Source organism: Mycobacterium neumannii, from assembly GCF_002245615.1.
GTDB lineage: Bacteria > Actinomycetota > Actinomycetes > Mycobacteriales > Mycobacteriaceae > Mycobacterium > Mycobacterium neumannii_A.
Genome location: NZ_NKCO01000015.1, coordinates 93,551 through 117,761 on the forward strand (window position 1 = coordinate 93,551; position 24,211 = coordinate 117,761).

20 protein-coding genes and 1 pseudogene are annotated in these 24,211 nt (G+C 64.7%); 6 read left to right on the forward strand and 15 right to left on the reverse strand.

Annotation, left to right across the window (positions count from 1 at the left end):
• Positions 1-46 precede the first annotated feature (46 nt).
• The gene (locus CEX88_RS17535) at positions 47-268 is read right to left on the reverse strand and encodes an MbtH family protein (RefSeq protein ID WP_066840373.1); all 222 of its coding nucleotides are present in this window, start codon (positions 266-268) and stop codon (positions 47-49) included.
• A 173-nt stretch (positions 269-441) separates the two neighbouring features.
• Complete coding sequence (locus CEX88_RS17540; RefSeq protein ID WP_082961499.1) at positions 442-1,188, reverse strand: class I SAM-dependent methyltransferase; 747 nt, start codon at positions 1,186-1,188, stop codon at positions 442-444.
• A 380-nt stretch (positions 1,189-1,568) separates the two neighbouring features.
• On the opposite strand from CEX88_RS17540, the pseudogene CEX88_RS17545 reads away from it, so the two are divergent.
• A pseudogene (locus CEX88_RS17545) lies at positions 1,569-1,664 on the forward strand (DUF2237 family protein); the annotation flags it as partial.
• 31 nt (positions 1,665-1,695) lie between these two features.
• Here the strand turns inward: CEX88_RS17545 and CEX88_RS17550 are convergent.
• Positions 1,696-4,038: a glycoside hydrolase family 65 protein gene (locus CEX88_RS17550; protein WP_094294446.1), complete on the reverse strand. Its 2,343-nt coding sequence runs from the start codon at positions 4,036-4,038 to the stop codon at positions 1,696-1,698.
• Between the two features lie 204 nt (positions 4,039-4,242).
• Between CEX88_RS17550 and CEX88_RS17555 the strand changes: the two genes are divergently transcribed.
• Positions 4,243-6,066, forward strand: coding sequence for an SLC13 family permease (locus CEX88_RS17555; protein WP_094294447.1), 1,824 nt, complete (start codon positions 4,243-4,245; stop codon positions 6,064-6,066).
• A gap of 99 nt (positions 6,067-6,165) precedes the next feature.
• On the forward strand, positions 6,166-7,128 hold the full coding sequence (locus CEX88_RS17560) for an L-lactate dehydrogenase (RefSeq protein ID WP_094294448.1): 963 nt from the start codon (positions 6,166-6,168) through the stop codon (positions 7,126-7,128).
• Here CEX88_RS17560 and CEX88_RS17565 read toward each other — a convergent pair.
• From CEX88_RS17565 to CEX88_RS17575, 3 genes are all read right to left on the reverse strand, one after another.
• A complete protein-coding gene (locus tag CEX88_RS17565) occupies positions 7,097-8,416 on the reverse strand; it encodes an acyltransferase family protein (protein WP_094294483.1) in 1,320 nt (439 codons plus the stop codon). The two genes, CEX88_RS17560 and CEX88_RS17565, sit on opposite strands and share 32 nt — an antisense overlap.
• A gap of 17 nt (positions 8,417-8,433) precedes the next feature.
• Complete coding sequence (locus tag CEX88_RS17570; protein WP_094294449.1) at positions 8,434-11,154, reverse strand: cation-translocating P-type ATPase; 2,721 nt, start codon at positions 11,152-11,154, stop codon at positions 8,434-8,436.
• A 63-nt stretch (positions 11,155-11,217) separates the two neighbouring features.
• Entirely contained in the window at positions 11,218-13,431 is a 2,214-nt protein-coding gene (locus CEX88_RS17575; RefSeq protein ID WP_094294450.1) for a 6-phosphofructokinase, read from the reverse strand.
• Between the two features lie 224 nt (positions 13,432-13,655).
• Between CEX88_RS17575 and CEX88_RS17580 the strand changes: the two genes are divergently transcribed.
• On the forward strand, positions 13,656-14,138 hold the full coding sequence (locus CEX88_RS17580) for a hypothetical protein (protein WP_094294451.1): 483 nt from the start codon (positions 13,656-13,658) through the stop codon (positions 14,136-14,138).
• Between the two features lie 7 nt (positions 14,139-14,145).
• On the opposite strand, the gene CEX88_RS17585 is transcribed toward CEX88_RS17580, so the two are convergent.
• A complete protein-coding gene (locus CEX88_RS17585) occupies positions 14,146-15,480 on the reverse strand; it encodes an FAD-binding oxidoreductase (RefSeq protein WP_238382100.1) in 1,335 nt (444 codons plus the stop codon).
• A gap of 233 nt (positions 15,481-15,713) precedes the next feature.
• On the opposite strand from CEX88_RS17585, the gene CEX88_RS17590 reads away from it, so the two are divergent.
• Positions 15,714-17,177, forward strand: a complete 1,464-nt coding sequence (locus CEX88_RS17590) for an APC family permease (protein ID WP_094294453.1) — start codon at positions 15,714-15,716, stop codon at positions 17,175-17,177.
• A 1-nt stretch (position 17,178) separates the two neighbouring features.
• Here the strand turns inward: CEX88_RS17590 and CEX88_RS17595 are convergent, their stop codons facing one another.
• From CEX88_RS17595 to CEX88_RS17620, 6 genes are all read right to left on the reverse strand, one after another.
• Positions 17,179-18,420, reverse strand: coding sequence for an NAD(P)/FAD-dependent oxidoreductase (locus CEX88_RS17595; RefSeq protein ID WP_094294454.1), 1,242 nt, complete (start codon positions 18,418-18,420; stop codon positions 17,179-17,181).
• Positions 18,421-18,423: 3 nt separating this feature from the next.
• Positions 18,424-18,615, reverse strand: coding sequence for a ferredoxin (locus CEX88_RS17600; RefSeq protein ID WP_238382101.1), 192 nt, complete (start codon positions 18,613-18,615; stop codon positions 18,424-18,426).
• A 32-nt stretch (positions 18,616-18,647) separates the two neighbouring features.
• The gene (locus CEX88_RS17605) at positions 18,648-19,577 is read right to left on the reverse strand and encodes a metal-dependent hydrolase (protein WP_094294484.1); all 930 of its coding nucleotides are present in this window, start codon (positions 19,575-19,577) and stop codon (positions 18,648-18,650) included.
• 59 nt (positions 19,578-19,636) lie between these two features.
• Positions 19,637-20,722 carry a SigB/SigF/SigG family RNA polymerase sigma factor gene (locus tag CEX88_RS17610; RefSeq protein WP_238382102.1) on the reverse strand — a complete coding sequence of 362 codons (1,086 nt, stop codon included), beginning with the start codon at positions 20,720-20,722 and terminating at the stop codon, positions 19,637-19,639.
• A 7-nt stretch (positions 20,723-20,729) separates the two neighbouring features.
• Positions 20,730-21,236: a MarR family winged helix-turn-helix transcriptional regulator gene (locus tag CEX88_RS17615; protein WP_094294485.1), complete on the reverse strand. Its 507-nt coding sequence runs from the start codon at positions 21,234-21,236 to the stop codon at positions 20,730-20,732.
• Between the two features lie 75 nt (positions 21,237-21,311).
• Positions 21,312-21,686, reverse strand: coding sequence for a lipoprotein LpqH (locus CEX88_RS17620; protein WP_238382103.1), 375 nt, complete (start codon positions 21,684-21,686; stop codon positions 21,312-21,314).
• 154 nt (positions 21,687-21,840) lie between these two features.
• Between CEX88_RS17620 and CEX88_RS17625 the strand changes: the two genes are divergently transcribed.
• Positions 21,841-22,170 (forward strand): hypothetical protein, encoded by a 330-nt coding sequence (locus CEX88_RS17625; RefSeq protein WP_094294458.1) that lies wholly within the window; start codon positions 21,841-21,843, stop codon positions 22,168-22,170.
• A gap of 279 nt (positions 22,171-22,449) precedes the next feature.
• Here CEX88_RS17625 and CEX88_RS17630 read toward each other — a convergent pair whose 3' ends face one another.
• A complete protein-coding gene (locus CEX88_RS17630) occupies positions 22,450-23,304 on the reverse strand; it encodes a phytanoyl-CoA dioxygenase family protein (protein WP_094294459.1) in 855 nt (284 codons plus the stop codon).
• Positions 23,305-23,402: 98 nt separating this feature from the next.
• Positions 23,403-24,209: an SDR family NAD(P)-dependent oxidoreductase gene (locus CEX88_RS17635; RefSeq protein ID WP_094294460.1), complete on the reverse strand. Its 807-nt coding sequence runs from the start codon at positions 24,207-24,209 to the stop codon at positions 23,403-23,405.
• Positions 24,210-24,211 lie beyond the last annotated feature (2 nt).

Genomic DNA, 24,211 nt, shown 5'->3' on the forward strand with positions numbered 1-24,211 from the left:
AAGCTCCATTCGAGCCCCGCTCCAGAAGATATTGAAGGGAAGCAGATCAGGCTTGGTGTGCCCTGAGCCGCGTGCGCAGGCTCTTCAGCCGTGTTTCAGACCAGTTCTGTTCGAGGTAGTCCAGACACGTAACGCGGTCCGCTCCCCCGTGAACCACCCTCCAGCCAGCTGAGACCGCCGCGAAGGCCGGCCACACGCCGTGCTGCGCCTCGTCGTTGACCACGACGAGCAAATTGCCGTTTTCGTCGTCGAACGGGCGCTCGCTCATCGGTTCTCTCCAAACCCCCGCTTGAGTAAAACCAGTTCGACGCTAACTCGTCCTCGACGCGCTTATGCAGTTTCGGCAAAAAATTGTCGCCTCCGTAAGCAGCGGCTGATCCGCGATTTGTGGTTACATCAGCTAGCAAACGCCAGGACATGCGGGAGCGCTTCGCTGGGGCTCTAGAACCTGTATTGGAAGAGTCGATCGTAATTTCGGGTCGTGCGGATCAGGCTCTGTATCCGGTACAGAAGTCGCGGGGTCGTGAGCGGTATTTTTTCGAATCCAGCGATGACCGAGCTGTCGTCGATCAGGCGTAGTCGGGCATCCCACCGGGTGATCTCCCGACCGTCGCGCGTGCCCCATTTGATGATGCCCGATCTGGACAGTCGAGGTCCCCAGGGCGACAGGAGGTCGGCGAGGAGCTCTCCGCTATCGAAGCGATCGAGTAGCTGGGGCAGCAGCCGCTTCAGGTCATCCGGCGTGAGATACATCAGAACACCCTCTGCGACGATCAGAGCGGGACCGCCTTTCGGGATCTGGTCAAGCCACAACGGGTCGGTGACCGACGAACCGATCATGTGATAGCGACCGGACTCGGCGTACAGCTGCCGACGCAACGCGATCACTTGCGGCAAGTCGACGTCGAACCATCTCACGCCAGGGGGTATTGTCAAACGTGTTGCGCGGCTATGCAATCCACAACCTAGATGCAGTACGGTGGCATTCTGATGGGCGGCCAGGTAGTTGGTGACCAGTGCGTCGAACTGCGCGCCACGCAATGCCACGCCGAACTGATTGATCGCCGGGCGTACGGCACGGTGGACACGCTCCCAGTCGTAATCGATGCGTGCGACGTGCTGTGCGGCGAGCTGGTCGTCCAGTATCGGTTGGGCCGATCGGCTCTCGCAGGCCCGCAGGTAAAGCATGCACAGTAGCGTCCACTCGACCGATCCCCAACGCACGCCGGTGAAGTCGACCCTGCCGCGATGAGCGTCGACCGGCTTTGGCGTTCCGGGATTCGTCGCGTCCTCCCTCGGCTCGCTCTACGCTTCTTGTCCCTCGGCGTTCGATGTGCTTGCCGCGTGGTCAGCGTAACGGCTTACGGTCGACGGCAGGTGGCACTTGCGACGAACCGTCTTCGGTGGCTGGGGGTGCCATAACCTGGCTGCGGCGTCGCTCCCAATCTCTTCTCGGTGATTCTCGCCGTCGTCGAACAGAATCTTCCGGCGTTCCTTTCGGAGACGTACGGGCGTTTGCGGCGGGTCGGGCGAATATTCATCGACCACCGAATTCCACGATCCAGCGGGTGACGGCGGAATTCCTCCGGCACCAGCGGTCGATCGGCAACGATCTGTCCACCCCGCGGCCCGAGTACCGCTTCCTCGGCCTGCGGCCCGGCGACCTCGGATCGCTCTAGCCTCTTCCGTCGCGCGTCACGCCCTTCGGTACGGCGCGCGGTGGGTCGGGAAGTCGATGTCGCGCTCTGGCGGCGGCTTCGGGAGCGGGAGGACCACCGCATCGTTGTCGACGGTCACCGCCTGACCGTGGTGGGTGAGGTGTACCGGATCACCCGACTGAAGGCGATACGTCGCCTCATGCGCGGTGACTTCCACCGCTAGGCAACTGTTGCGCCAGGTGAGCCTGAACGTCAGCCGGTTCAGCGCCGGCGGAAGTGCGGGGGCGAACGTCAGCTCGTCTCCGCGACAACGCATTCCGCCGAAGCCCGCCACGCAGACCAGCCACGTGCCGGCGAGCGCGGCGATGTGCAGCCCGCTGGACACGTTGTCGTGGAGGTTATGCAGGTCGATGAACGCCGTCTCGACCAAGTAGTCGTAGGCGAGCCGCAGCTGGCCGACCTCGGCAGCCAGCACCCCTTGTCCGCAGGCCGACAACGATGAGTCCCGGACGGTCTGCGCTTCGTAGTACTCGAAATTGCGCAGCTTTTCCTGCGGAGTGAAGGCGTCGCCCCGCAAGTACATCGCCAGCGTGAGGTCCGCCTGCTTGACGACCTGGGTGCGATACAGCTCGAAGTACGGGTAGTTCAGCAGAAGCGGGTACGCGCTCGGCGGCGTCTCGGCGTAGTTCCACAGGGCCATCCGGGTGAAGCTCTCCGACTGCTCGTGCACTTCGAGGTCGTCGTTGAACGGCACCACCATGTGCGAGGCCGCGACGCGCCATACCGCGGTCTCTTCCGCGCTCACGCCGAGGCGGCGGGCCACCACCGGATTGCGCTCACAGGCGGCGGCGGCTTCGGTGAGATTGTGTTGGGCCATCAAGTTGGTGAACAGGTTGTTGTCCACCAGCGCGGTGTACTCATCAGGTCCGGTGACGCCGTCGATCCGGAACTGCCCCGTTGAATCGTGGTGACCGAGGCTGACCCACAGGCGTGCGGTCTCCACCAGCAGCTCGACGCCGTAGTCGTTCTCGAATTGCCGGTCTCCGGTCGCAGCGACGTATTGCGCTGTTGCATAGGCGATGTCGGCTGTCACGTGCACGGCCGCCGTCCCAGCCGGCCAGTAGCCGGAGCACTCGTCACCGTTGATCGTCCGCCACGCGAACATCGCTCCGTCATGGGCGAGTTCGCGAGCCCGTCGCTTGGCGCTCGGCAACGTGGAGTGCCGCCAGCGCAGTGCAGCGGCCGCCGCTTCCGGCATGGTGTGGATCAGCATGGGCAGCACGTAGATTTCGGTATCCCAGAAGGCGTGTCCGCCGTATCCGGTTCCGGTGAGGCCCTTCGCCGAGATGGGTCGGCTTTCACCGCGGGCCCCCGCCTGCAGCACTTGGAACAACGCGTACCGGATCGCCTGTTGGAGTTCTGGATCGCCGTCGATCTCGATATCGGCGTGGGACCAGAACGCATCGAGGTATTCGCGTTGCGCTGACAGAAGATTGTCCCACCCGGTCTGTTTCGCCTGCGCGAGCGCGGCCTCCACCTGCGCCCGCAACGCCTCCGTCGAGCGTCTGCTCGACCATCCGTACGCGATGAACTTCGTCATCCGCAGTACCTGGCCCTTGGCGACGTCGACCGCGACGGTCATGCGCGCCAGGTCGTCTTCGGCGCGAATATCGCACGCGCTGCCGGACGGAAGGTCGAGCTGATGATCCATGCCGGCGGCGACACGCAATCCGGAATGTCTTGTGTGATGGACGAGCACTGCGGAACTTCGCTCTGCGAACGCGAATTCAGCGACCAGGGGATGATCCAGTGCGGCCGCCAGCCGCGGATCGTCACTCGCGGTGACCACCGCCTCGTTGGCCAGCAAGTCGGACTGCACTACCAGTTCCAAGGACGAGTCCAGCGGCTCCACCTCGTAGCGGATCGCGGCCACCGCGCGCTGGGTGAACGAGACCAAGCGCTCGGAGCTGATTCGGACGCACCGTCCGGTCTGTGACGCCCAGACGGTGTTGCGGCGCAGCGTTCCGGTCCGGAAGTCGAGGATGTGTTCGTGTTCGACCACCCTGCCGTAGCGCATATCCATCGGCGAGTCCTGGACGAACAGCTGGATGATCTTTCCATCGGTTACGTTCACGATGGTCTGGCCATCCTCGGGATAGCCGTATCCACCTTCTGCATAAGGCAATTCGTGGTTCTCGTAGAACCCGTTCAGAAACGTGCCCGGTGTGCCAACCGGCTCTCCCTCGTCGAGGGATCCACGCAGACCGATGTGGCCGTTCGAGAGGGCGAAGATCGATTCGACGTCCGGCAGCAAATCGAGATCGAAGCCGGACCACCGCAGTTCCCAGGGGGCAATCTCGAACTCAGGATGGGCTGCCATGACGCCATTATCGCCACACCTCGGCGATCGCATGCCGTGATCGGCGAACGATACGGCGTTCTGGAGCGGTCGCCTTTCGACGCGCGGCGTCGTGAAATCACCGCGGAGTCGTGGTCATCCCCGCGATAATCGACCACAGCGTGCGTCAGACCACCTCGGAACGCCGTACAACAAGCGCAGGTGAAACGATCGAAAGTCCACAGAATGTCTGAAGCAACACTGAGCTTGGTGATCGTCGGGGTCGCCGTCGTGTTGTTCATCTGGAACCGGCTCCCCGTCGAGGTCGTCGCGATCGGTGTGGCGTTGCTGCTGTACTTCACCGGGCTGGTCGACACGAGGACGCTGTTCAGCGGATTCGGCGATGCGGTGATCGTGTTCATCGCGTCGCTCTTCGTGGTCAGCGAGGGCCTCGAGGCATCCGGGGTCACCGCCTGGGTGAGCCGGACGCTGACTCGGTTGGCAGGGCGGGCATACGCCCGCTTGACGGCCACCGTAATGTCTCTCGGCGCAATGGTCAGCGCGGTGATAACCGTCAACGGTGCGGCCGCGGCACTAGTCCCGGTGACGGTGTCGGTGGCGCGACGGGCGCGGATCGCGCCATCGAAAGTATTGATTCCGTTGGCGTTTGGCGCCAGTGCGGGGGCGCTGCTCACGCTGGGCGGCAGCCCGGTGAACGTCCTCATCTACGACGCATCGCGCGACCACGGCGGTTCCGGGTTCGGCTACTTCGAATTCGCGCTGGTCGGTGTCCCGCTGGTGCTCGTGACGGTGCTGGTTGCGGTGGTGTTCGGCCGTCGGTTGTTGCCGGAGCGGGAGTCGACCACCCTGCCCAGCGACTTCAGCGGGTACCTGCCGCGCCTCATGGAGCACTGGGGGCTGAATCGCCGCCTCTTCCGGCTCACGATCGATGAGGGGTCGGCTGCAGTGGGTGTGCCGGTGCGCGACGTTGTCAGTCCGCACGGTGCAGACTCGGAGGCGACCGGCGGCGGGGATCTGACTTTGGTGGCGGCGCAATCGCGCGGCGGTCGGATCGTTGACGACCATCACCGGCTCGAGCCAGGAGATGCGCTCACCGTGGACGGGAACGACGAGGTAGTCGCCGCATTTGGGAAACGCACGGGGGGCTCGGTTGAGCGTCTGCCGAGTGGACAATCCGACGACCTGTTGGGCCCCGACACCGGGCTCGCCGAGCTGGTGGTTCCACCCCGGTCGGACTGGTTGGGGCAGCAGGCTTTCCCCGGGCTCGACTGGAGCGGACTCACCGTCCTGTCCGTGCACCGGATGAACTCCGATGTGGGCGCCCGTGTTGTCGAACTGGCACAGGGCGACACCATCCTGGTCCACGGCCAATGGGCGGCGATCGACCGCTTGACATCGTCGGGCTTGCTTGTCGTGGATTCGACCGAGGAGGTGAGGCGTCAGACGGTTGCGCTGAACCGCACGGCACCCCGAGCGCTTGCTGTGCTCGCGGCGATGATCGTTTTACTCGTGACGGGAATCGTGCCGCCGGCGGTGGCGGCATTGCTGGCCGCACTGGCGATGGTGGCGTCGCGCGTGGTGCGCACGGACCAGGTGTATCGCGCAATCCCATGGCAGACGATCATTCTCATCGGTGCGCTGATCCCGTTGTCCACAGCGATCCAGGCCAGCGGGGCGGCAGAGCAGATCGCCCGTCCGATCGTCGATCTGGTCGGCGACCGCAGCCCCTACCTGTTGCTCGCCGTGCTCTTCGTGCTCACGGCTGTCCTCGGACAGTTCATCTCCAACGTTGCCACGGTGTTGGTCGTGATACCGATCGCGGTGGCTGCGGCCACCGACAGCGGTATCTCAGTGCACGCGACGCTGATGCTCGTGGCGCTCGCGGGTGCGGCATCGCTGCTGACTCCGATCGCCACACCGGCCAACATGATCGTGCTGAACCCGGGTGGTTACCGCTTCGGCGACTACTGGCGGCTGGGCATCGTCACGATGGTGGCGTGGTTCGCGGTCGCGATGGTGGTGATTCCGGTCTGGTGGCCGCTGTATTGACTCCGGGCCGGCGAACGGAAAGCCCCGCGGCAGGCTGATTTCCGTCCTATTTCCGTCTGGATCCATCCGGAACAGGCCCGCATCGTCGACTATGGAGCCATGAGGAAGACATCGCAAGGGCTGTCGAACAAGGTCAGCATCGTCGGGATGGGCAGCGTCGGCACCGCGATCGCCTACGCCTGCCTGATCCGGGGCTCCGCGGGTGCCCTGGCGCTCTATGACATCAACGCCAAGAAGGTCCGCGCCGAACTGCTCGACCTCAACCACGGCAGCCAGTTCGTACCTCACTGCCCCACCATCGGCTCTGATGACATCGGCATCACCGCCGGTTCGAGGATCATCATCGTCACGGCAGGCGCCAAACAAGACGAGGGGCAGACCCGACTGGACTTGGCGACCACCAATGTGGCGATGGCGCAATCGTTGACGCCACAGCTGCTCGAACAGTCACCCGACGCGGTCATCGTGTTCGTCACCAACCCGGTCGACGTCGTCACCTACGCCGCGGTCGAGGCGGTGGGCACTGACGATGGCCGGATATTCGGGTCCGGGACGGTGTTGGATTCCAGCAGGTTCCGCTATCTGATCGCTCAGCGGGCTGACCTCGCCGTCGCCAATGTGCACGGCTTCATCGTGGGCGAACACGGCGATTCGCAGATCCCGCTGTGGTCGAGCGTGTCGATCGGCGGGGTGCCTGCCGAGAAGTTCCGCATCGACGGCACTGTGGTGTTCGACGAACCGACCCGTAACGAGATATCGGCGGCCGTCGTCAATGCGGCGTACGAGGTCATCGCCGGTAAAGGCGCGACGAGCCTGGCCATCGGACTGTCGACCGCCCGGATCATCGAGGCGATCCTCTACGACCAACACCGGGTGTTGCCGGTGTCGACCGTGCAGCGCGGCGTCTATGAGATCACCGATGTCTGCCTGTCATTGCCGACGGTCGTGACGGCCGCGGGTGCGGGCCGGGTGCTCGAAGTGCCGCTGTCGGTCTCCGAACTGCTCAGCTTGCAGGGTTCTGCGGCGACCCTCAAGCAGGCGCAGACGTCGCTGGGTCTGTAGTCGACTCGTCGGTGGAGCCGCGGTCGCGGGGCGTGAGGGCGACCAACACCGCACCGGCACCGAACAGCAGCGTGGCGAGCAGCGGAAAACGCCCATCGGGCGCAAAGCCGTTGACCGTGAACAACAGCGTGGCGGCCGACGCGATCAACGCCCCGGCGAACAAGGCCGCGGAACCCCAGCGTCCACCGAGCGGTATCACAACGGAGGGCAACGGCGCGGCGAACAATGCTCGCTGCCACCACAGCAACGTCATCAGCACCACCGCCACAATGGAAATCGCCACAACCCAGACCAGGCGAACCAGCCACCATTCGGAGGTGCCGAGAGGCGGTTGAGGCAGGAGCCCCGTCGGATACCCGGCCAGTGCCACGATGACGACGGGCACCATATGCCACAAGTACAGCCCCATCACCGCGCTGTTGGCAGCCGCCAGCGGACGCTGCGCGCGGATCCTCTTGAGCCCACGATCGATGAACGGTGCGGCGGCCAGGAGAAGCCCGGCTTGAGCCGCGGCGAACGCCACCAAAGCCAGGGAGGGCGGAGCGGTGTTCTGCAGGTCCTCGCCCGGAATGCCGATCATGCTGACCGGATACGGGCCCCACGCGAGCAGCACCGTCAGCACAACGGCCGAGACCCCTCCCAGCGCTAGCGGTCGGTATCCCGCCAACCTACCGCTGCGCCAAGCGATTCCGAGTTGATAACTCACCGCCCAACCCAGCACATAGTTGAGATAGCCGACGTAGGGTACGTCGGCGCCGATGTAGGCGACGTCGATGGCGCCGACCGCGATGGCCAACGCGGCCGGCACGGCAAGCCCCCATCGGTTGTCGGCGGCCATCGCCGCAGGCGTCGCCAAGATCACGAGCACGAAGGTGACCAGGAACCACAGGTGGTAGGCGACCGCCCACCCGCCGAACGCCAACTTCGAACTGCCCACACCGATTCCGAGCAGTACCAGCACCACGATCAACACCGCTGCCACGTACGCCGCAGTCGGACCCAGCGTCCTCGACAGCCGGTACCGCAACCACGTTTGCGGCGGCTCCACCCCGGCATTCTGCCGACGCGACCATGAGACCGCGCTCGCGTAACCAGCCATCAGGAAGAAGGCGGGGATCACCTGGAACAGCAACGTCAGCCACTGCGTCCACGGCAACTCCTCCAGCAGGTTCTGCAGACCGAATTCACCGTCGTGATAGGTCGCAGACGCAGCAAGCCAATGCCCAACCACGACAAGTCCTATGGCCGAGACGCGATAGAAATCCACGGACAAGTCACGTTCGGTCATATCCACCTCCGTGCGCCCTACCACGACATCGCCCACGGCATATATCTGCGGCCCACCCATTTGGCTGCCTCGATGGTCAGAAAGACCGTGATGGACAACGCGATTGCGACCGCCCATCCCCGGAATGTGATCGGTGCCGAATGGAACCAGGTGTTCATGAACGGTGCGTAGGTGAACACGATCTGCAGTACGATCATGGCGCCGGCCATCCGCCATACCCATGGGTTGCCCCGAAACACCTGGGGTCGAAGGCTTGACGAGGTGACGAACCGGCAGTTGAGCAGGTATGCCAGCTGGCCGAGGGCCAACATGTTCACCGCGGCGGTCTGGGCGACGGCCAGTGGGTACCCGCCCGCCCGCGCGACGAAGAACTCCGCGAGCGTCGCGCCTGCGACCAGTACCGACACCAACGAGATCATCGCGAGGTCAGCCCGGTTCACCAGCGCCTGGCCGGCTGTGCGGGGCGGGCGCTCCATGAGGCCCTCTTCGGCTTTCTCGAAAACCAGCGCGAGCGACAAGGTCACGGACGTGACCATGTTGATCCACAGGATCTGCACCGGCTCCAGCGGGAGCGAGAATCCCAGCAGAATCGCGACCAGGATGATCAGCGATTGCGCGCCGTTGGTTGGCAGCATGAACAACACGGATTTGCGGATGTTGTCGTAGATCCGCCTGCCTTCTTCGACGGCCCGCGCGATGGTTGCGAAGTTGTCGTCGGCCAGGACGATTCCCGCGGCCTCCTTGGTGGCTTCGGTGCCCTTGATGCCCATCGCCACGCCGATGTCGGCGCGGGTGAGCGCCGGTGCGTCGTTGACGCCGTCCCCGGTCATCGCGACCACCTTGCCCTGCGCCTGCAGGGCGCTCACGATGCGCAGTTTGTGCTCCGGGCTGGTGCGTGCGTAGACATCGACGTCGTCGGCCACCTGCCGCAGCCGGGTCTGGCTCATGGCCTCCAACTCAGCTCCGGTGACCACGCGCGGCTCTTCACCGGTTGCGACGATGCCCATTTCGCGAGCGATGGCGCGAGCGGTACCGGCGTGGTCGCCGGTGATCATCGTGACCTGGATACCCGCGGTATGGCAGGTCGCGATGGCCGAGATCGCTTCTGGCCGAGGCGGATCGACGATGCCGACGACGCCCAGGAATTCCAGTCCGGCGCTGACGTCGTCGAGGTCCGGAATGTCCGCATCCGCAGGTCGACGAGCGGCGGCCAGTACCCGTAGCCCTTGGTCACTGAGCTCGTCGATGCGCGCCTCCCAGAGTGGGCGGTCGAGGGGCTCAGCGGACATCGGGCCCGCCTGGGTGGCGGACCGGTCGAGAAGCCGATCCGGTGCACCCTTGACGTAGAGGTAGCGCTCACCGCCCGGAGTCGCGTTGAGGGTGATCATCAACTTGTTGACCGACTCGAACGGCACCACACCGAGCCGGGGCCAGTGCGCGTCGTCGAGCCCGGCCTTTTGCGTCAACGTGCGCAGCGCACCCTCGGTCGGGTCACCCACCACCCGCCACTGCCCGTCGACCTCGTGCAGCCGCGCGTCGTTACAGACGGCCATCGTCGTCAACACCGCCGCCAGGTCCGGATAGTCGTCGGGCGCGACCGGCGCGCCGTCGAGTTCGATGCCGCCCTCGGGGCGGTAGCCGGTGCCGGTGACGTCGAACCGGTGGCGCGCGGTCACCACGGTGCGCGCGGTCATCTCGTTCTGGGTGAGTGTTCCCGTCTTGTCCGAGCAGATGACGTTGACCGCGCCGAGCGCCTCGACGGCCGGCAGCTTTCGGGTGATCGCTTTTCGGCGCGCCATCTGCTGCACACCAAGGGCCAGCGTGATCGTGACGACGGCGGGCAGCCCCTCCGGAATGGCGGCGACGGCGAAACCTATTGCCGCCGTGATCAAGTCGCTCACCGAGAACTGGTGCAGCAGCTTGCCGATGATCAGCATCACCGCGGCCATGCTTAAGATGGCGACCGACAGTTGACGGCCGAACCGAGACAGCTTGCGGGTCAGCGGTGTGTCGATGGTCGCGACGTCGGCGATCAGCGACTGGATGCGGCCGATCTCAGTGCTGGTGCCGGTGGCGGTGACGACGCCGGTACCGGCCCCCGCCGCGACGATCGTGCCCGAGTACACCATCGACATGCGATCACCGAGACCGGCGTCCGCGCCGACTTGTCCGACATCCTTCTTGGCAGGCAGGGATTCACCGGTGAGCGCCGATTCCTCCACCCGCAGATTCGCCACCTCGAGCAGACGCATATCGGCCGGGATCCTGTCGCCCGACCCGATGCGCACGACATCGCCGGGAACCAACATCTGTGCGTCCACCTTCTCCCAGTCCCCGTCGCGGCGCACTTGTGCGGAGACGGACAACATCCCCCGGATACTGTCGAGCGCCCGTTGAGCCCTGCCTTCCTGGATGAAACCGACCGATGCGTTGATCACCGCGACGGAGATGATCACCACGCAGTCCACCCACTCGTTGAGGATGGCTTTGAGCACGCCTGCCGCGATCAGGATGTAGATCAGGACGTTGTTGAAGTGTGCGAAGTACCGAAGAACAGCAGGCCGCGGCTTCTTCTCCGGAAGTTTGTTCGCGCCGTAGACGGCCAGGCGCTCGCGCGCGATGTCCCCGTCGAGCCCGTCGGGGGAACTGCCCAACAGCGCAAGGACTTCGGCGGCGCTACGGGAATGCGCCAGCGCGCTGTCCAAGTCGTCTTCTGTGGGGGCGGTTGTTTCCGCCATATTCGGATACTGCCCGGCCACACCATGTTGCGCAATCACGAGTTTCGCATCGTGGCCGCCCTTTTAGTCGCGCATGACGTCAGCCAGGTGACGATGGTCCCACCACTGCTGTTCGACCGGTCGCTGAGCGTTGTTTTCGATGAGCGTCGGGTAATGCGCGAGATCGGTGAATCGCAGTTCGCCGGACTGAAATCCGAGCATTGCGCCGGCGCGGCCACCGGACGAGAGCTGTTCTGAGAGGAATCCGATACAGCGGGCGGTCATGATCGTCGCCTGCACCCGGTCGAACGGCGACGGGTTTCCGCCCTCCTGGACGTAGCCAAGAACCTCCTCCCGCGCATCGAACAACTCCGCGCCTTCTTTCTCGAACAGTGCAGTAATGAATCTGGTGGTGTAGACGCGGTCGGAGCCTTCGCTGCGCACGATCAGGCCCACCCGCTTGCCGGTTCGGAAACGGTCCGCGAGCGCGTGGACGTCGGTGGTCAGGGCGTTCAGTGTGATGCCCTCCTCCGGTAGGTAGACGCGATCTGCACCGGTGGCCAGCCCGCTGACCAGGGCAAGATAACCGCAGTCGTGGCCCATCACTTCGACAATGAACACTCGTCGCGTGGCGACCGCGGACTGCCGTATCTTGTCGACGTCGGAGACGATGCTGTTCAGCGCGGTATCACTGCCGATACTCAATTCACTTGCCGGGACATCGTTGTTGATGGTCATCGGCATGCACACGAGTGGGACGTCAAGGGCGTCATACTCCTGCCGATGCCGATAGAGCTCGTGAGCGGCCCGGTAGCCCGCCCATCCACCGGCGACGATGAGCCCGTCGATGCGATGAGCGGCTATCTGTTCGGCGATCCGGGCGATACCGGCCTGGTCGGGCACGTAGCGATTGGTGCCGATCTCGGCGCCCCCCTCGGACACCCAGCCGCTGACATCCATCCAACCCATCTCGTGTATGTCACCGTTGGCTAGTCCCCGAAACCCGTTCTTGACCGCCAATACGGTGTGGCCGCGATCCAGGCCGAGTCGGACGGCGGCGCGCACCGCGGTGTTCATCCCGGGCGCCGGTCCGCCGGCGTGTACAACGGCGATCCGGAAGGGCTTCGTCTCGGCGGGCCGCGGCGCAGCCTGTTGGATGGTGTCCAGGACCCTGCACGATTCCGCGAAATGTCCCCCGCGCGCCTGAATCGCTCCCGCATAGTCCCGTGACTTCATTCGTGTGGCGACTTCTTGGGTCCGCTCCACGCACTCCATCAGCGGCGAGGCGACCACGCGGTTACCCCGCAATCCGATCAGTTGCGCGGGCGCGTCGGGCGTGTCGGCAAGCAGTCGTTCCACAGCCAGAAAGCCGAAGTGCGTTGCCAGGTAGCGGTCGAAAGCGCTTGGCGCACCGCCACGTTGAACGTGACCCAAGACGGTGATGCGGACATCCTCACCGAGTTCGTCCTCCAGCAGTTGTCTGACCTGTTCGGCGGTGACCCGGTTGCCGTCGCGGTCGTGGGCACCCTCGGCGACGACGACCACGCTGTGTCGACGGCCGATCGATCGGCCCGCCTTGATGTCGCGACACATCTGCTCTCGCCAGCCCTCGCCTGGCGGTTGTTCGGGTATGAGGACCCAACTCGCGGCGGTCGCCAGCGACGACATGAGGGCGAGGTAGCCGCAGTTCCTGCCCATCACTTCCACCACGAAGGTGCGCTGGTGGCTGGCAGCGGTGCTGTGCAAGGCGTCCAAGGCCTCGATGATCCGGTGCAACGCCGTATCGGCGCCTACCGTCATGTCGGTGCCTGCCATGTCGTTGTCGATGGACCCGACCAAACCAGCAAGTCGCAGAAAAGGATGTTCGTCCGCCAGGTCCTGCGAGATGTCCCCGGCCTCAACCAATTCAGCGAGCAATCCCGACCACTCCTGACGGAACAGGTTTGCCCCCGCAAGACTGCCGTCACCGCCGATCACCACGAGGGCGTCGATACCGTGCTCGACCAGGTTGCGCGCGGCCGATCGGCGGCCTTCACGAGTTCTGAACTGCTTCGATCGGGCGGTGCCGATGACAGTACCGCCCTGGTGCAGGATTGCCTCGACATCAATCGGTTCCATGCGCCGGATGAGGTCACCACCTGTGACGAGCCCGTGGTATCCCTCGTGGACCGCGTACACGTCGATGCCGTGGTGCGCGGCGGTAAGCACGACGGCGCGCACCGCTGCGTTCATGCCGGCGGCGTCACCGCCGCTGGTCAGGACACCAATACTGGATGGTGCGGACTGGACTTCAGGCATGTACCCGCCTCCGTGCCGTTCGGGGATGCTCTACGACCATCTTGCACGGCTGGAGCCGACATGAGGAACGGACCAACCGACGTAGGCGTAATCTCCCGCTCGAACCACAGGCGTCACATCAGCGTCACCAGCGTTGGGGCCGCTCATCGACGGTGCTGGGCACATGCGCTTCGACTTTGGCGAGAACCGCTTCTGCGGGACCGCCCCGTCATACCGTGACATCCATGGCAGAACAAACCCCCGCTGTCACGGCGGCGCACCCGTCCGACAGGGTGCTGCGGATCGTGAACCCCTTGATCGGCAGGTTGCTGCGCACTCCCCTGGCCGGACCACTGCGCAGCCGCATGATGGTGGTCAACGTCGTCGGCCGCAAGAGCGGGCGCCGATACTCAATCCCGGTGAGCGCCCATCGAATTGACGGCGAACTGTATGCGTTGACCTCAGCGGGATGGAAGAACAACTTCCGCGACGGGGCGACCGCGGACATACTGCTCGACGGGGGGACGACGACGATGCGCGGTGAACTGCTGACCGACACCGCGCTCGTCGCCGAGTTGTCGCACCGCTGCGCGAAAGCCTGGGGCGCCAAGCGTGCCCCGACGATGATGGGGCTGAAGTTCCGCGACGACGGCATACCGTCGGCCGAGGATTTCGCGGATGTGGTTCGCCGGGAACGTATCGCGGCGGTGCGGTTCAGACCGGCTTGAAGCGTTATCAGCCGCCGTCGGCCGAAAGGCTCTGCTCGAAGGCGAACACATTCTGAGGGTCGTATTTCGCCTTGATCGCGCGCAACCTTTCGACGTTGTCCCCCCAATACGCCGATTCCCATTCCGGCATACCGGCATTCGGGACATTGACGTAGGCACCACTCACATACGGCTGCAGGGCTTCTCCGAATTCGGCGCACCACCTCAGACACTCGTCCGTCAGCGGATCGTCGGCGGCCGGTATTCCGCCGCGAACACCCCACCCCGCGCCGGGCTCGGCGTAGAACAGCGCATCGCGATGCGCGAAAGCAGAACCGCCGGGCGGCTCACTTGCTCGCACAGTGCCACCGAAGGCGTTGGTGAAGTAGTTGCAATCCGGCGTCGGCGCCTTCGCCATGAACGATGCGACGAGGTCGATGGCTTGCGGCGGATACGGTGCATATACGAACTGCGACAGGAATTTCCAGTTCGCGGCTTCATCGGCTGGTGGTATCTGGAAGCCCGCGTAGACATCGGCCCACCGTGCGTCGTCGGTCAAGACTTGTGGCTTGCCGACTGCCAGGATCGGCGCCAGTATCTGCTGGGCCTCGGCCGAGGACCCGTCGACCAGCACCGCGACCAGCACCACCTTGTCGGGGCGGATCTCCAACTGGCTGGTCAGCCGATCGTCGGCATGTGGGGCGCTGCGCTGCCAGGCGTCAAAGGCGGGCGAAAGCTGCTCGAGCCCCGGCCACGTCGCCACGACATGGATGGCGTGCGTCACGGGATGGATGCGGTACGTCAGCGATGTGACGATCCCGAAATTGCCGTTGCCGGCTCCCCGTAACGCCCACAACAGGTCCGGGTTGTTCTGCTCGTCGGCGATGACCGTCGTCGCGCCACCGTCTGTCGAGGCCACGACGACCTCCGCCGCGAGCAGATTGTCAGACGCCATGCCGTACCGGCGGGTGAGCAGCCCGAAGCCACCGCCCAACGTCGCACCGACCAGCCCCACGGTGCCCTCGGTTCCCGTCGGCGCGGCGAATCCGGCCGCGCCGAGCGCGGTGACCATTTCCAGCTGAGTGAGCCCGGCACCGACGGTGGCAGTCTGGGAGGCCGCGTCGATCATGGCCGACTTCATCCGGCTCACATCGATCACCAGGCCCTCGTCGGCAGCCGACCAGCCCTCGAGGCAGTGGCGGCCGCTACGCACCCGCAGAGGCACGCCGCTGCGCCGCGCCCATGACACGGCGTCGACCACCTCCTGTGTGTCGGCACAGAACACGACCGCGTCGGGTTGCGGGGCAAACAGGTGGTTGTAGCCCATTCGGGCCGCGTCGTAGCCCGAGTCTCCGGGCCGCACAACGTCTCCCGTCAACCCCGAGGGAGCGTTTGAGTTCCGGCTCGTAGCCACGATCCTCACCGTTTCGTCTGCGTCTGTTTCGTCCGGTGCAACCTCTGTCATGGCCGTTGACCTTCCGACGACTGAGGACAGTTCTCCGAACGTACAGATCAGCGGCGAAGATAATCACCGAATTGACGACCGCGGAATATCCGGTGCCATACTGTTCACCGAACTTCAGAAGGGATGGGTGGATGACCACAGAGGGCGTCGTGCAGGGTCAATCCGCCGATGACGGGTCTCGAGAATGCGGTTATACGCCCGAACTGAAGCGGAGTCTCGGCTCGTTCCAGGTGTTCGCGATCTCGTTCGCGTTCATCTCGGTTGCGGTCGGCGTCTTCGCCAGTTATGGTGCGGTGCTTCAGAGTTCAGGACCCGTCGGCATCTGGCTGTGGTTGGTCGCGGCGGCCGGGCAGACCCTGGTGGCACTTGTCGTCGCCCAGTTTGCCGCTCGGATCGCGCTGAGCGGCTCCTCCTATCAGTGGGCATCGAGGCTGGCGAACCCAAAGGTCGGCTGGTTCTTCGGGTGGTTGACGTTCTGGTTTCTGGCCATCGGCGTGGTGGCCATGGACAACGCGCTCGCCAGCCAGGCGCTCATGCCCCTGCTGGGTATGGCGCCCGACGAGGATGTGGCGCGGGTGATCACGCTGGCGGTGTTGGCGACGCAAACGGTGCTCGTCATCGCTTCGACCCGGCTGCTCGGAATGGTCACCTCAACGGCGGTGGCGCTGGAGCTGACGATCGTCGTGGTGCTGGTGATCGCGCTCGGTGCGGTGATGATGTTCAGCGGCAGCGGAACCGTCGACAACGTGGTCTCGCAGGGCATCGCCGCCGGCTCACCCGACTACTTCGCGATCGGCGGCGGCTTGATGGCCGGGATGGTCATGGGACTGGTGACGCTGGTCGGCTTCGACTCGGCGGCCAACCTGGCCGAGGAGGCCAAGGACCCCTACCGCAGCGTCCCGCGGGCGATCGTCACCTCGGTGCTGGCATCGGCCGTCCTGGGGTTCATCTTCATCTTCACCCTCACCGTCGGGATCAAGAGCATTCCGGAGGTCAGCAACAGCGAATCGCCGGTGGCGACGATCATCCGCGATCAGCTGGGATCCCTCACTGAGCGAATCCTGTTGTCGGGAATCGCGTTTGCGATGTTCGGTGCGGGGATGGTGATGTTGGCCTCCTGCTCTCGCATCGTGTTCGCCATGGCTCGTGATTCCCGCTTCCCGGGCTACACCTTGTTCCGCCGAGTCAACCCGCGCACCCGTACGCCGATTCCCGCGACCGTGCTGATGTTCGTCGTGGGCGTCGCTCTCATGGTGGCGCTGCCGGGTCAGGCCTTGCTGCAGCTGATTGTCGGGTCGACGATCCTTCCGGCGCTGATCTACGGAGCCATCTCCGTGTTGTACCTGTCGGTGCGAAAGCGGCTGGGCCGCAGGGAGGGTGCGTTCGGGTTGGGACGCTTCGAGGTGCCCGTGGCGATCGCCGCCATCATCTGGGCGGTGTTCTCGTTGGTGGCGCTGATGTCGCCCTCGGACTCACTGGTCCCCGACCTGATCGTCCTGGGCGTCGTGGCGGCGGGCGGGCTGTACTTCGCCAAGATGTTGATCTTCAACCGTGAGGTGCTCGAAACCGAACCCGGTGATCCCGACGCGTTCTGAGTCAGCGTAGGGAACTCGCCGCCGGTTGATCGGCGTGGAGGTGCGGAGGAAAGGCCGCCCGTTGCGCGATCGGGCGGCGGTAGTCGTTCACCCGGCCGGGAATGGTGCTGAGCACCGCGGTCGTCCGCCCGGCCCTGTTGTACGCGGCAACGAACCCTCCGCTCGAAGTGCTTCCCTCGATGACCTCAACTCTGTCGTAATCTGTTGGCACTCCGAGTAATTGGAGTTTGGTGTCGTATTGGTCAGACCAGAAGTACGGCACCGCATCGTATTCTTGGGCCTTGCCGGGTCCGACCAACAGATTGCGCGCCGCTGTGATGCCTTGACGGGAGGCTTGATCCCAGTGCTCGATACGCAAGTGCTGCTCGTACAGCGGATGCCACCACCGCGCGACATCGCCGGCGGCGACGACATCCGTTGCGCCTTCTGCGGCACCGGTCGCGTCGCATACCACACCCCGATCCACCTTGATCCCAGAGCCCTGCAGCCAATCGGTGGCCGGCTCGACTCCCAGCCCGATGAGAACGAGATCGGCCTTCACCTTCGAACCGTCGCTCAGGCGAACCGCTTTGACGTGGCCGCGGCGGGTACCGACGAAGCCATCCACTTCGAGACCGCATCGCACATCTACCCCATGGCGGCGATGCAGGTCGGTCCAGTAGCGGCCCATCTCCTCTCCCAAAGCGGACTGCAACAGGGCATCCGTCCGGGACAGCAGGGTGACCTTCAGTCCCATCGAACGCAGGCTCGCGGCGACTTCGACACCGATGAAGCCGCCACCGATCACGACGACGCGCGTGCGCCTGCCGAGCTTCGAACGGATGGCAAGGCAGTCGTCGACCGTCCGAAGCGTCATCACGCCATCGGGAACTGGACCGCCGGGCCACTGGCGTACCACCGCGCCGCTGGCGATGACGAGTCCGTCGAACGGCAGCGATCGTTTTTGGCCGACGTCACGCACGCGAACAATGCGTGACGCCATGTCGAGACCAACGGCGGTTGCCCCTCGCAGCGCGCGCGCCTCGAGTGCGTTCTGCGGCGCCATGTCGATGCCGGCCCGGTGTACCTCACCGGTGAGCAGCTTCTTGGACAGGGCCGGCCGGTGGTAGGGCGCATGGCGTTCGCCGCCGACGATCGTCAGCTCACCGTCATAGCCCTCTGTCCGCAGTGTCTGCGCCGCCATCGTGCCCGCCACTCCGGTCCCGACGACGACGACCTTGCTGAGCTGACGACTCGGCGACATCCGTCAGTCCTCCACCGTGATAGCGCTGGTTGGACACGACACTTCCGCGCCGACCAGTTGTTTTCGCAACTCTTCACCCGGTTCCTCCTGCAGGAGGTGAAGACCGTCGTCTCGGACGTCGAACACCTCCCGGCAGATGCTCATGCACACGCCGTTGCCGTCACAGGTGTCGAAGTCGACCCAGACCTTCATCATCGACGCTCCTCTCGGTTGGTCGCGGTCGCGGTTCAGTCGTGCGCAGCCTGCGCGGCCATGGCCCGCTCGTGCGCCTGGGCCCGTTCGCGCGCCTCGCGGGCCGTCGGCGAGAACTCGAGGTACTCCAATGCCAGCTGCGTATCGGCCTCGGGCCCAGGATGATGACCACGGCGCATGTACCGCAGGGGCACGACGAATATGAAGTTCCACGGCCCGGGTAGCAGGTCCTTGCGGGCGGCCCGCCGCCAGTCCCGCCATCGCCATTTCTGGTCGATCGTGTCGTCGTTGCTCATGAGATAGCGCGCTCCGGCGATCCACCAGCCGACGAACAGCGGTGCGGTCATCAACATCGAAAAGGCTCTGATCCAATAGCTTCCGCACACGTGCTGGTAAACGTCGAACACCAACGAGCGGTGTTCCACTTCTTCAGCTCCATGCCAGCGGAGCAGATCGAGCATGACGGGGTCGGCACCCGCGTTCTCCAGCCCCTCATTCCGCAGCACCCACTGCCCCAACACCGCGGTGAAGTGCTCCAGCGATGCCACGTCGGCCAGCCGCCGGTACAGCCACCATCGCTTGAGTGGCGCCGGAAAGAACTTCGGCGCATCACCGAGGATGATCGACAAGGATCGGCCGAGCCGTTCGGTGTAAGGAGCGGTGTCGATGCCCTGCTCGGCCAACCGGTCCAACACCACCTGATGCGCCCAGGCGTGCCAGGACTCCTGCTGGATGAAGGGCTTGATGGCAGCCTCGAGTTCCGGATCGTCGACCAGTGACGACGCCTCGAGGACGGCTTTGATGAAGTGCCGTTCGCCCTCGGGCAGCAGCAGATGCAACACGTTGATCATGTGGGTCGTAAACGGATCACCGGGCACCCAATGCCGCGGCAGGTTCGACCAGTCGAAGCGAACCTGACGACGGTATGCCGGGTGTCCGTCCTGATGTAGTTGCACCTCGGGCATCGGTTCCTCCTCTTCCACGTCTGTAGACAACCGCGTCGGTCTTCAAACCGCCGCGCCATTCATTTGCGGCCGGAGACGCGCAGCGCCGCGGGCACCTCGACGCACACCCGCTGTCTGATCCGGGACAACGTGTCGTTCAGCAGCCGGGAGACCTGCACTTGGGAGACGTTGAGCTTGTTTGCCACCTCGCACTGTGTGAGGCAGTCGAAGAAGATCATGCCCACGATTGCCCGTCGGCGAGGTTCCAGCGCTGCGAGCGCCTCCTTGATTATCAACATGTCCTCGACTTGCTCGTAGCGCGGATCGTCGGCGCCCCGGAGGGAGCCGACCGCTTCGGTTGTCTCGGACTGTCTGTACGCGATCGGCGCATCGAGCGACACGGGCTGGTAGGCCGAGGCCACCGCTTCCGATTCGCAAACGGCTTCGGTGTCCACGCCCAGTTCCTCTGCCAGTTCGATCGTCGTGGGCGAGCGGTTCAGCCGCTGAGACAACGTGCTCACGGCTTCGCGTATCCGCAGCTGAGTTTCCTGCACTCTGCGCGGCACCCGGACCGTCCACGTCTTGTCCCGGAAGTGCCGCCTCAACTCGCCACGGATCGTTGGTACGGCGAATGCGAGGAAATGACCTCTGTCTGCCTGATACCGGTCCACGCTGTGGATCAAGCCCATCCGGGCGACCTGCAACAGGTCGTCCGACGGTTCGCCACGGCCCGCGAACCGTGAAGCGATGCGGTCGGCGATCGGCACGCATGCCGTGACGATGCGTTGCCGCCAGCGCTGCCGTTCGACACAGTCCGTGCTGCGCGCGAGTCGTCCGAAGAGCTCATCGATTCCGAGGTCCTCGAAGGAGTCCCGCTCGCTGCCGCAGCGCTCTTGCCCGCAACGCACGTGCCGGTGTTCCTCGGACCGGTGGCGGCGATCCGTGTCTGTTCGTAGTGGTGCCTGCGGGTCGCTGGCAACGACGGTCATGATTCGCTTCCTCGTCGAGCATGTGCGGTGGATCTCCCGAGCGCCTACCCGGCGACAACCAGCTACACACGACTGAACGCAATCGTTGCCAAACCGCAATAAATGTGTTGCAGCAATGACATGGACCGGCCGGGCACCATGGGTAAGGAGGGGCAGATGGGCGGTCGCCCATGACACGCGAACTTCAGCGCGACGGCGGCCACAGTGCGGCGACAAGGGCGCCGTCGGTCCCCTCGCCGGCGGCCTCAGCGAAGGTCTTCAAGGCGGCGGCCAGCCGGTCTCGGTCGGCGATCGACATGCTGGCCAGCACCTTTTGAATTGCGGCGCGGCGTTGCCGAGTCACCTTCTGCACCAACCGTTGGCCGGCGGACGTCAAAGTCAACGTGACGTGGCGGCGGTCGACTTCGGATTCCCGCCGATTCAGCAGCCCCGCCTTGGTCAGCCGGTCGCAGGTCCTGCTCGCGTTGGACGGGTTGACGTTCAACTCCGCGGCGACCGACGCCAGGTTCATGGGTCCGCGAGTATGAACCAGGACCAGCACACGCCACTGCGGGACGGTCACCACATCGTCAACGGCAGCCAGGGACGTCGCGGCGATCCCAACCAGCGCACGAGACGCACGAAGTACGGAATCGACCTGTTCGGCCATCCGCCCGTTTTCTTCCGTGCGGTCCCTCTCCGGCGCTTTCATGTCGGATATCTTCATCACCGTTGCCGTCCAATGCAACTCGCTGTTCGGCGCGTCGCTCGGCGCCAGTAAGACGCGTCAGCAGTCGGTCCGTATGACGAAGTCTGCTGTGGCGTCTTCCGAAGGGTCGTGATGGTAGTAGCCCTCAGCTGATCCGGTTATCCGGAATGTGCCATCGGAGATATCGGCGTCAGCCTGTCCGACCGTGCCCGCCCAGTAGCTTCCCGTGAAACCGCCGAGCTCCTCGATCTGAACTCCACGCGCAATGATCGAGTCGCCGGTCTGGATCTGTGCGACGAAGCCGGGCGCGCTTTCGAGCGTCTCGATGCGCCAGGTCCACTCGACCTGTTCACACCGGACAGGTAGTCGCTCACCGATTTCGACGCCGTTGATGAGCACCGTGGCCGTATGGGTACCGAGCGCGGCGTAGCCCGTCGAACATCCCGATGTCACAAGAACTGCAGCGCTTAGGACTGCGACCGTGGATGTGAGATGTATTCGGTCCATGAAGGGAAGTACCCATCGGGGGCTGCGCCGATACCGAGCAGAGGGCTGCATCTGTGTGGCCGTTGGCGTATGAGATCGGCGCTGTGGGGTACGGAGCAGCATGCGATTAATCCTTGTGCTCGCCGGAGCCGTCACGCTGATCGTGGGTGTGGTCGGGCTCCTCACGCCCGTGTCCGTCTCGCCGGAACTGCAAACAGTCGGCTGCGGAAGTGCGGTTTCGCCTGACTTCTCCGCCGCTCGGACTGCAAACGACTACGTCAGCGATTTGCCGCAGAGCGACGAGGTGGTCGTCGGCATCGATTACACCGAGTTGTGTCGAATGGAGCTGGAGGACCGACGGATTCTGTCGATAACACTGGCGGCGGGTGGTGTCCTGATCCTCGCTGCCGGGATGACGATGTTGGTGCGGTCACGACAGAAGACTGGCTGACGAGACAAGGGTCTACCGATGTGGCCTGTGCCCGACGGCGCTGATGCCTTACCCCACGGATAGCTGATACTTCCCCTGGACGCGGCAAAGTCTGACGCGAGCGCTATTACGGCAGCAGCCATTCGGCGGCCACCATTGATCGAGCCGCCCGCAGCGGTTTGACACCACCGGAAGGTTCGATCATGTCCCAAGCCGATATTCACACCACGGAGAATGACGCCATCGATTGGTTGGCGTTGGCGGAACAGGTTTTTCCCGCCGACCGCCTGTGAAGGCCGACTACGGTTGCTCCAACAGCCGCAGCGGGTGCAGGCCGTCGACGGCGCCGACGAACGGCGGGTGAATGCTGTAGCCGATCATGCGCCGGATGTCGTCGGAGACCTCTCGCGCCGTGTCGCGGGAGATCGACAGCGTGAACGCCTCCATCGGCCGCAGCCACGGCTGGCAGTACTGGGCGGTGACGGCCAGTCGCGCGCTGTCCGTGGTGTTGGCGCCACCGCCGTGCCAGAGGGTGCCGACGAAGAAGACGCACGAGCCGGCAGGCATGACGACGGGGATCGCGGGATCGTCCGGCTCGGGCCGTCGCCTGCCCCAGCGGTGACTGCCCGGGTAGAGCACGGTGGCGCCGTTGTCGGCGGTGAAGTCGTCGATCGCCCAGATCGTGGCGGCGGCGAGCGGAGCGCGGGGCCGCGGAATCGGATAGAACCCGTCGTCGTGATGAGGCAGTTGCGCGGTCTCGCCGGGCTGGATGTTGATGGCTTGTAGGGCCGACAGTAGGTAGTTGTCCATCAGCAGCCGGTCGAGGACCGCGAGCACCCGAGGGTGATCGACGAGTCGGTCGCACACGCGGGTCCTGCTCAGCAGGCTGTAGATGCGCTGGGTGCGGTGTCCTTCGAAGGAGTTGCGTCCGGCGTGCGAGAGCCAGGGTGCGACCGTCGCCTTTATCTGCCGGCATTCGTCGGCGTCAAGCAGGTTCTCCCAGATGAGGTAGCCGTCGCGGTCGAGGGCGGCCATATCGGCGTCGACGACCGCAGGGTCCACCGAGGCGCCGCCGCTGGGTGTCCACTTGTGCCGGCGCGCCAGATCGCTGCGCAGGTCGTCGAGCGTGGTGACCGGATCGTCGTCGATGCTCATCAGCAGTCCTCACTGGCCGGGGCGCGGTTGGCGGCCTCTCCAAAGACACTGGACCTGGCTGGACCGCCGGTCAAGTGTCTCGCGCGGCCGCGCCGAACTCAGCGTTGAGCCAGCTTCTCGGTCTGTTTTGCGATGAACGAGTTCCAGTCCGTCGCGCGCTCGACGAGGACATCACGCACCTGATCGTCGGTGTAGACCATGAAGGTGTCGTTGAGAATCGCCTCTGCGACCTGCTCGCCGACTTCCTCGGGTTGCAGGATGCCGAATTGTTCTCCGGGCAGGCCGGTCTGGACCTCTGGCCCGAAGGTAGGGGGCATCGTCGCGAGGATGTTCGTCGCCACCGGACCCGGACACACTACGGTGACGCCGATGCCCTGCGGGTGCAGGTAGAGCCGGAGGCCTTCGGAGATCTGGATAATTGCGGCCTTCGTCGCCGCGTACGGAATCCGGTCATATGAATACGTGTAGAGCCCGGCGAACGAGGCGGTGTTGACGATATGGCCGTGCCCCTGCGAAATGAGTTGAGGCAGGAAGACGGCGTTACTCCGAACGACGGACATCAGGTTGATCTTGATGATCCGTTCCCATTCGCCGACTGGGAGATGGTCGGGTCGGCCGCTGGTCAACACGCCGACGTTGTTCATGACGATGTCGACCGATCCGTAGCGCTGCCGCGTGAATTCGCCGAGATCTGCGAATGCCTGATCCTTGGCGACATCACACACGAAGGCTTCTGCCGTGTGGCCGTCGGCCCTGATGTCCGCCACTGCCCGATCCGCGTTGTCGGCGTGGATGTCGGCAATCACGAGCCGCGCTCCCCGATTGGCCAGGGAGTGCGCGGTCGCCAATCCGATGCCGCTGGCTCCGCCGGTGATGACGGCCGTCGCACCGTTCAGTGATCTCACGG

Excerpts from the sequence above, each read along its gene's own strand:
- CEX88_RS17555 (WP_094294447.1), top strand. The coding sequence starts at position 4,243 with ATGTCTGAAGCAACACTGAGCTTGGTGATCGTCGGGGTCGCCGTCGTG.
- CEX88_RS17575 (WP_094294450.1), bottom strand. The coding sequence starts at position 13,431 with ATGCCTGAAGTCCAGTCCGCACCATCCAGTATTGGTGTCCTGACCAGC.
- CEX88_RS17625 (WP_094294458.1), top strand. The coding sequence starts at position 21,841 with ATGCGATTAATCCTTGTGCTCGCCGGAGCCGTCACGCTGATCGTGGGT.
- CEX88_RS17630 (WP_094294459.1), bottom strand. The coding sequence starts at position 23,304 with ATGAGCATCGACGACGATCCGGTCACCACGCTCGACGACCTGCGCAGC.
- CEX88_RS17550 (WP_094294446.1), bottom strand. The coding sequence starts at position 4,038 with ATGGCAGCCCATCCTGAGTTCGAGATTGCCCCCTGGGAACTGCGGTGG.
- CEX88_RS17565 (WP_094294483.1), bottom strand. The coding sequence starts at position 8,416 with ATGACCGAACGTGACTTGTCCGTGGATTTCTATCGCGTCTCGGCCATA.
- CEX88_RS17590 (WP_094294453.1), top strand. The coding sequence starts at position 15,714 with ATGACCACAGAGGGCGTCGTGCAGGGTCAATCCGCCGATGACGGGTCT.
- CEX88_RS17600 (WP_238382101.1), bottom strand. The coding sequence starts at position 18,615 with ATGATGAAGGTCTGGGTCGACTTCGACACCTGTGACGGCAACGGCGTG.
- CEX88_RS17615 (WP_094294485.1), bottom strand. The coding sequence starts at position 21,236 with ATGAAAGCGCCGGAGAGGGACCGCACGGAAGAAAACGGGCGGATGGCC.
- CEX88_RS17605 (WP_094294484.1), bottom strand. The coding sequence starts at position 19,577 with ATGCCCGAGGTGCAACTACATCAGGACGGACACCCGGCATACCGTCGT.
- CEX88_RS17580 (WP_094294451.1), top strand. The coding sequence starts at position 13,656 with ATGGCAGAACAAACCCCCGCTGTCACGGCGGCGCACCCGTCCGACAGG.
- CEX88_RS17570 (WP_094294449.1), bottom strand. The coding sequence starts at position 11,154 with ATGGCGGAAACAACCGCCCCCACAGAAGACGACTTGGACAGCGCGCTG.
- CEX88_RS17560 (WP_094294448.1), top strand. The coding sequence starts at position 6,166 with ATGAGGAAGACATCGCAAGGGCTGTCGAACAAGGTCAGCATCGTCGGG.
- CEX88_RS17595 (WP_094294454.1), bottom strand. The coding sequence starts at position 18,420 with ATGTCGCCGAGTCGTCAGCTCAGCAAGGTCGTCGTCGTCGGGACCGGA.
- CEX88_RS17540 (WP_082961499.1), bottom strand. The coding sequence starts at position 1,188 with ATGCTTTACCTGCGGGCCTGCGAGAGCCGATCGGCCCAACCGATACTG.
- CEX88_RS17535 (WP_066840373.1), bottom strand. The coding sequence starts at position 268 with ATGAGCGAGCGCCCGTTCGACGACGAAAACGGCAATTTGCTCGTCGTG.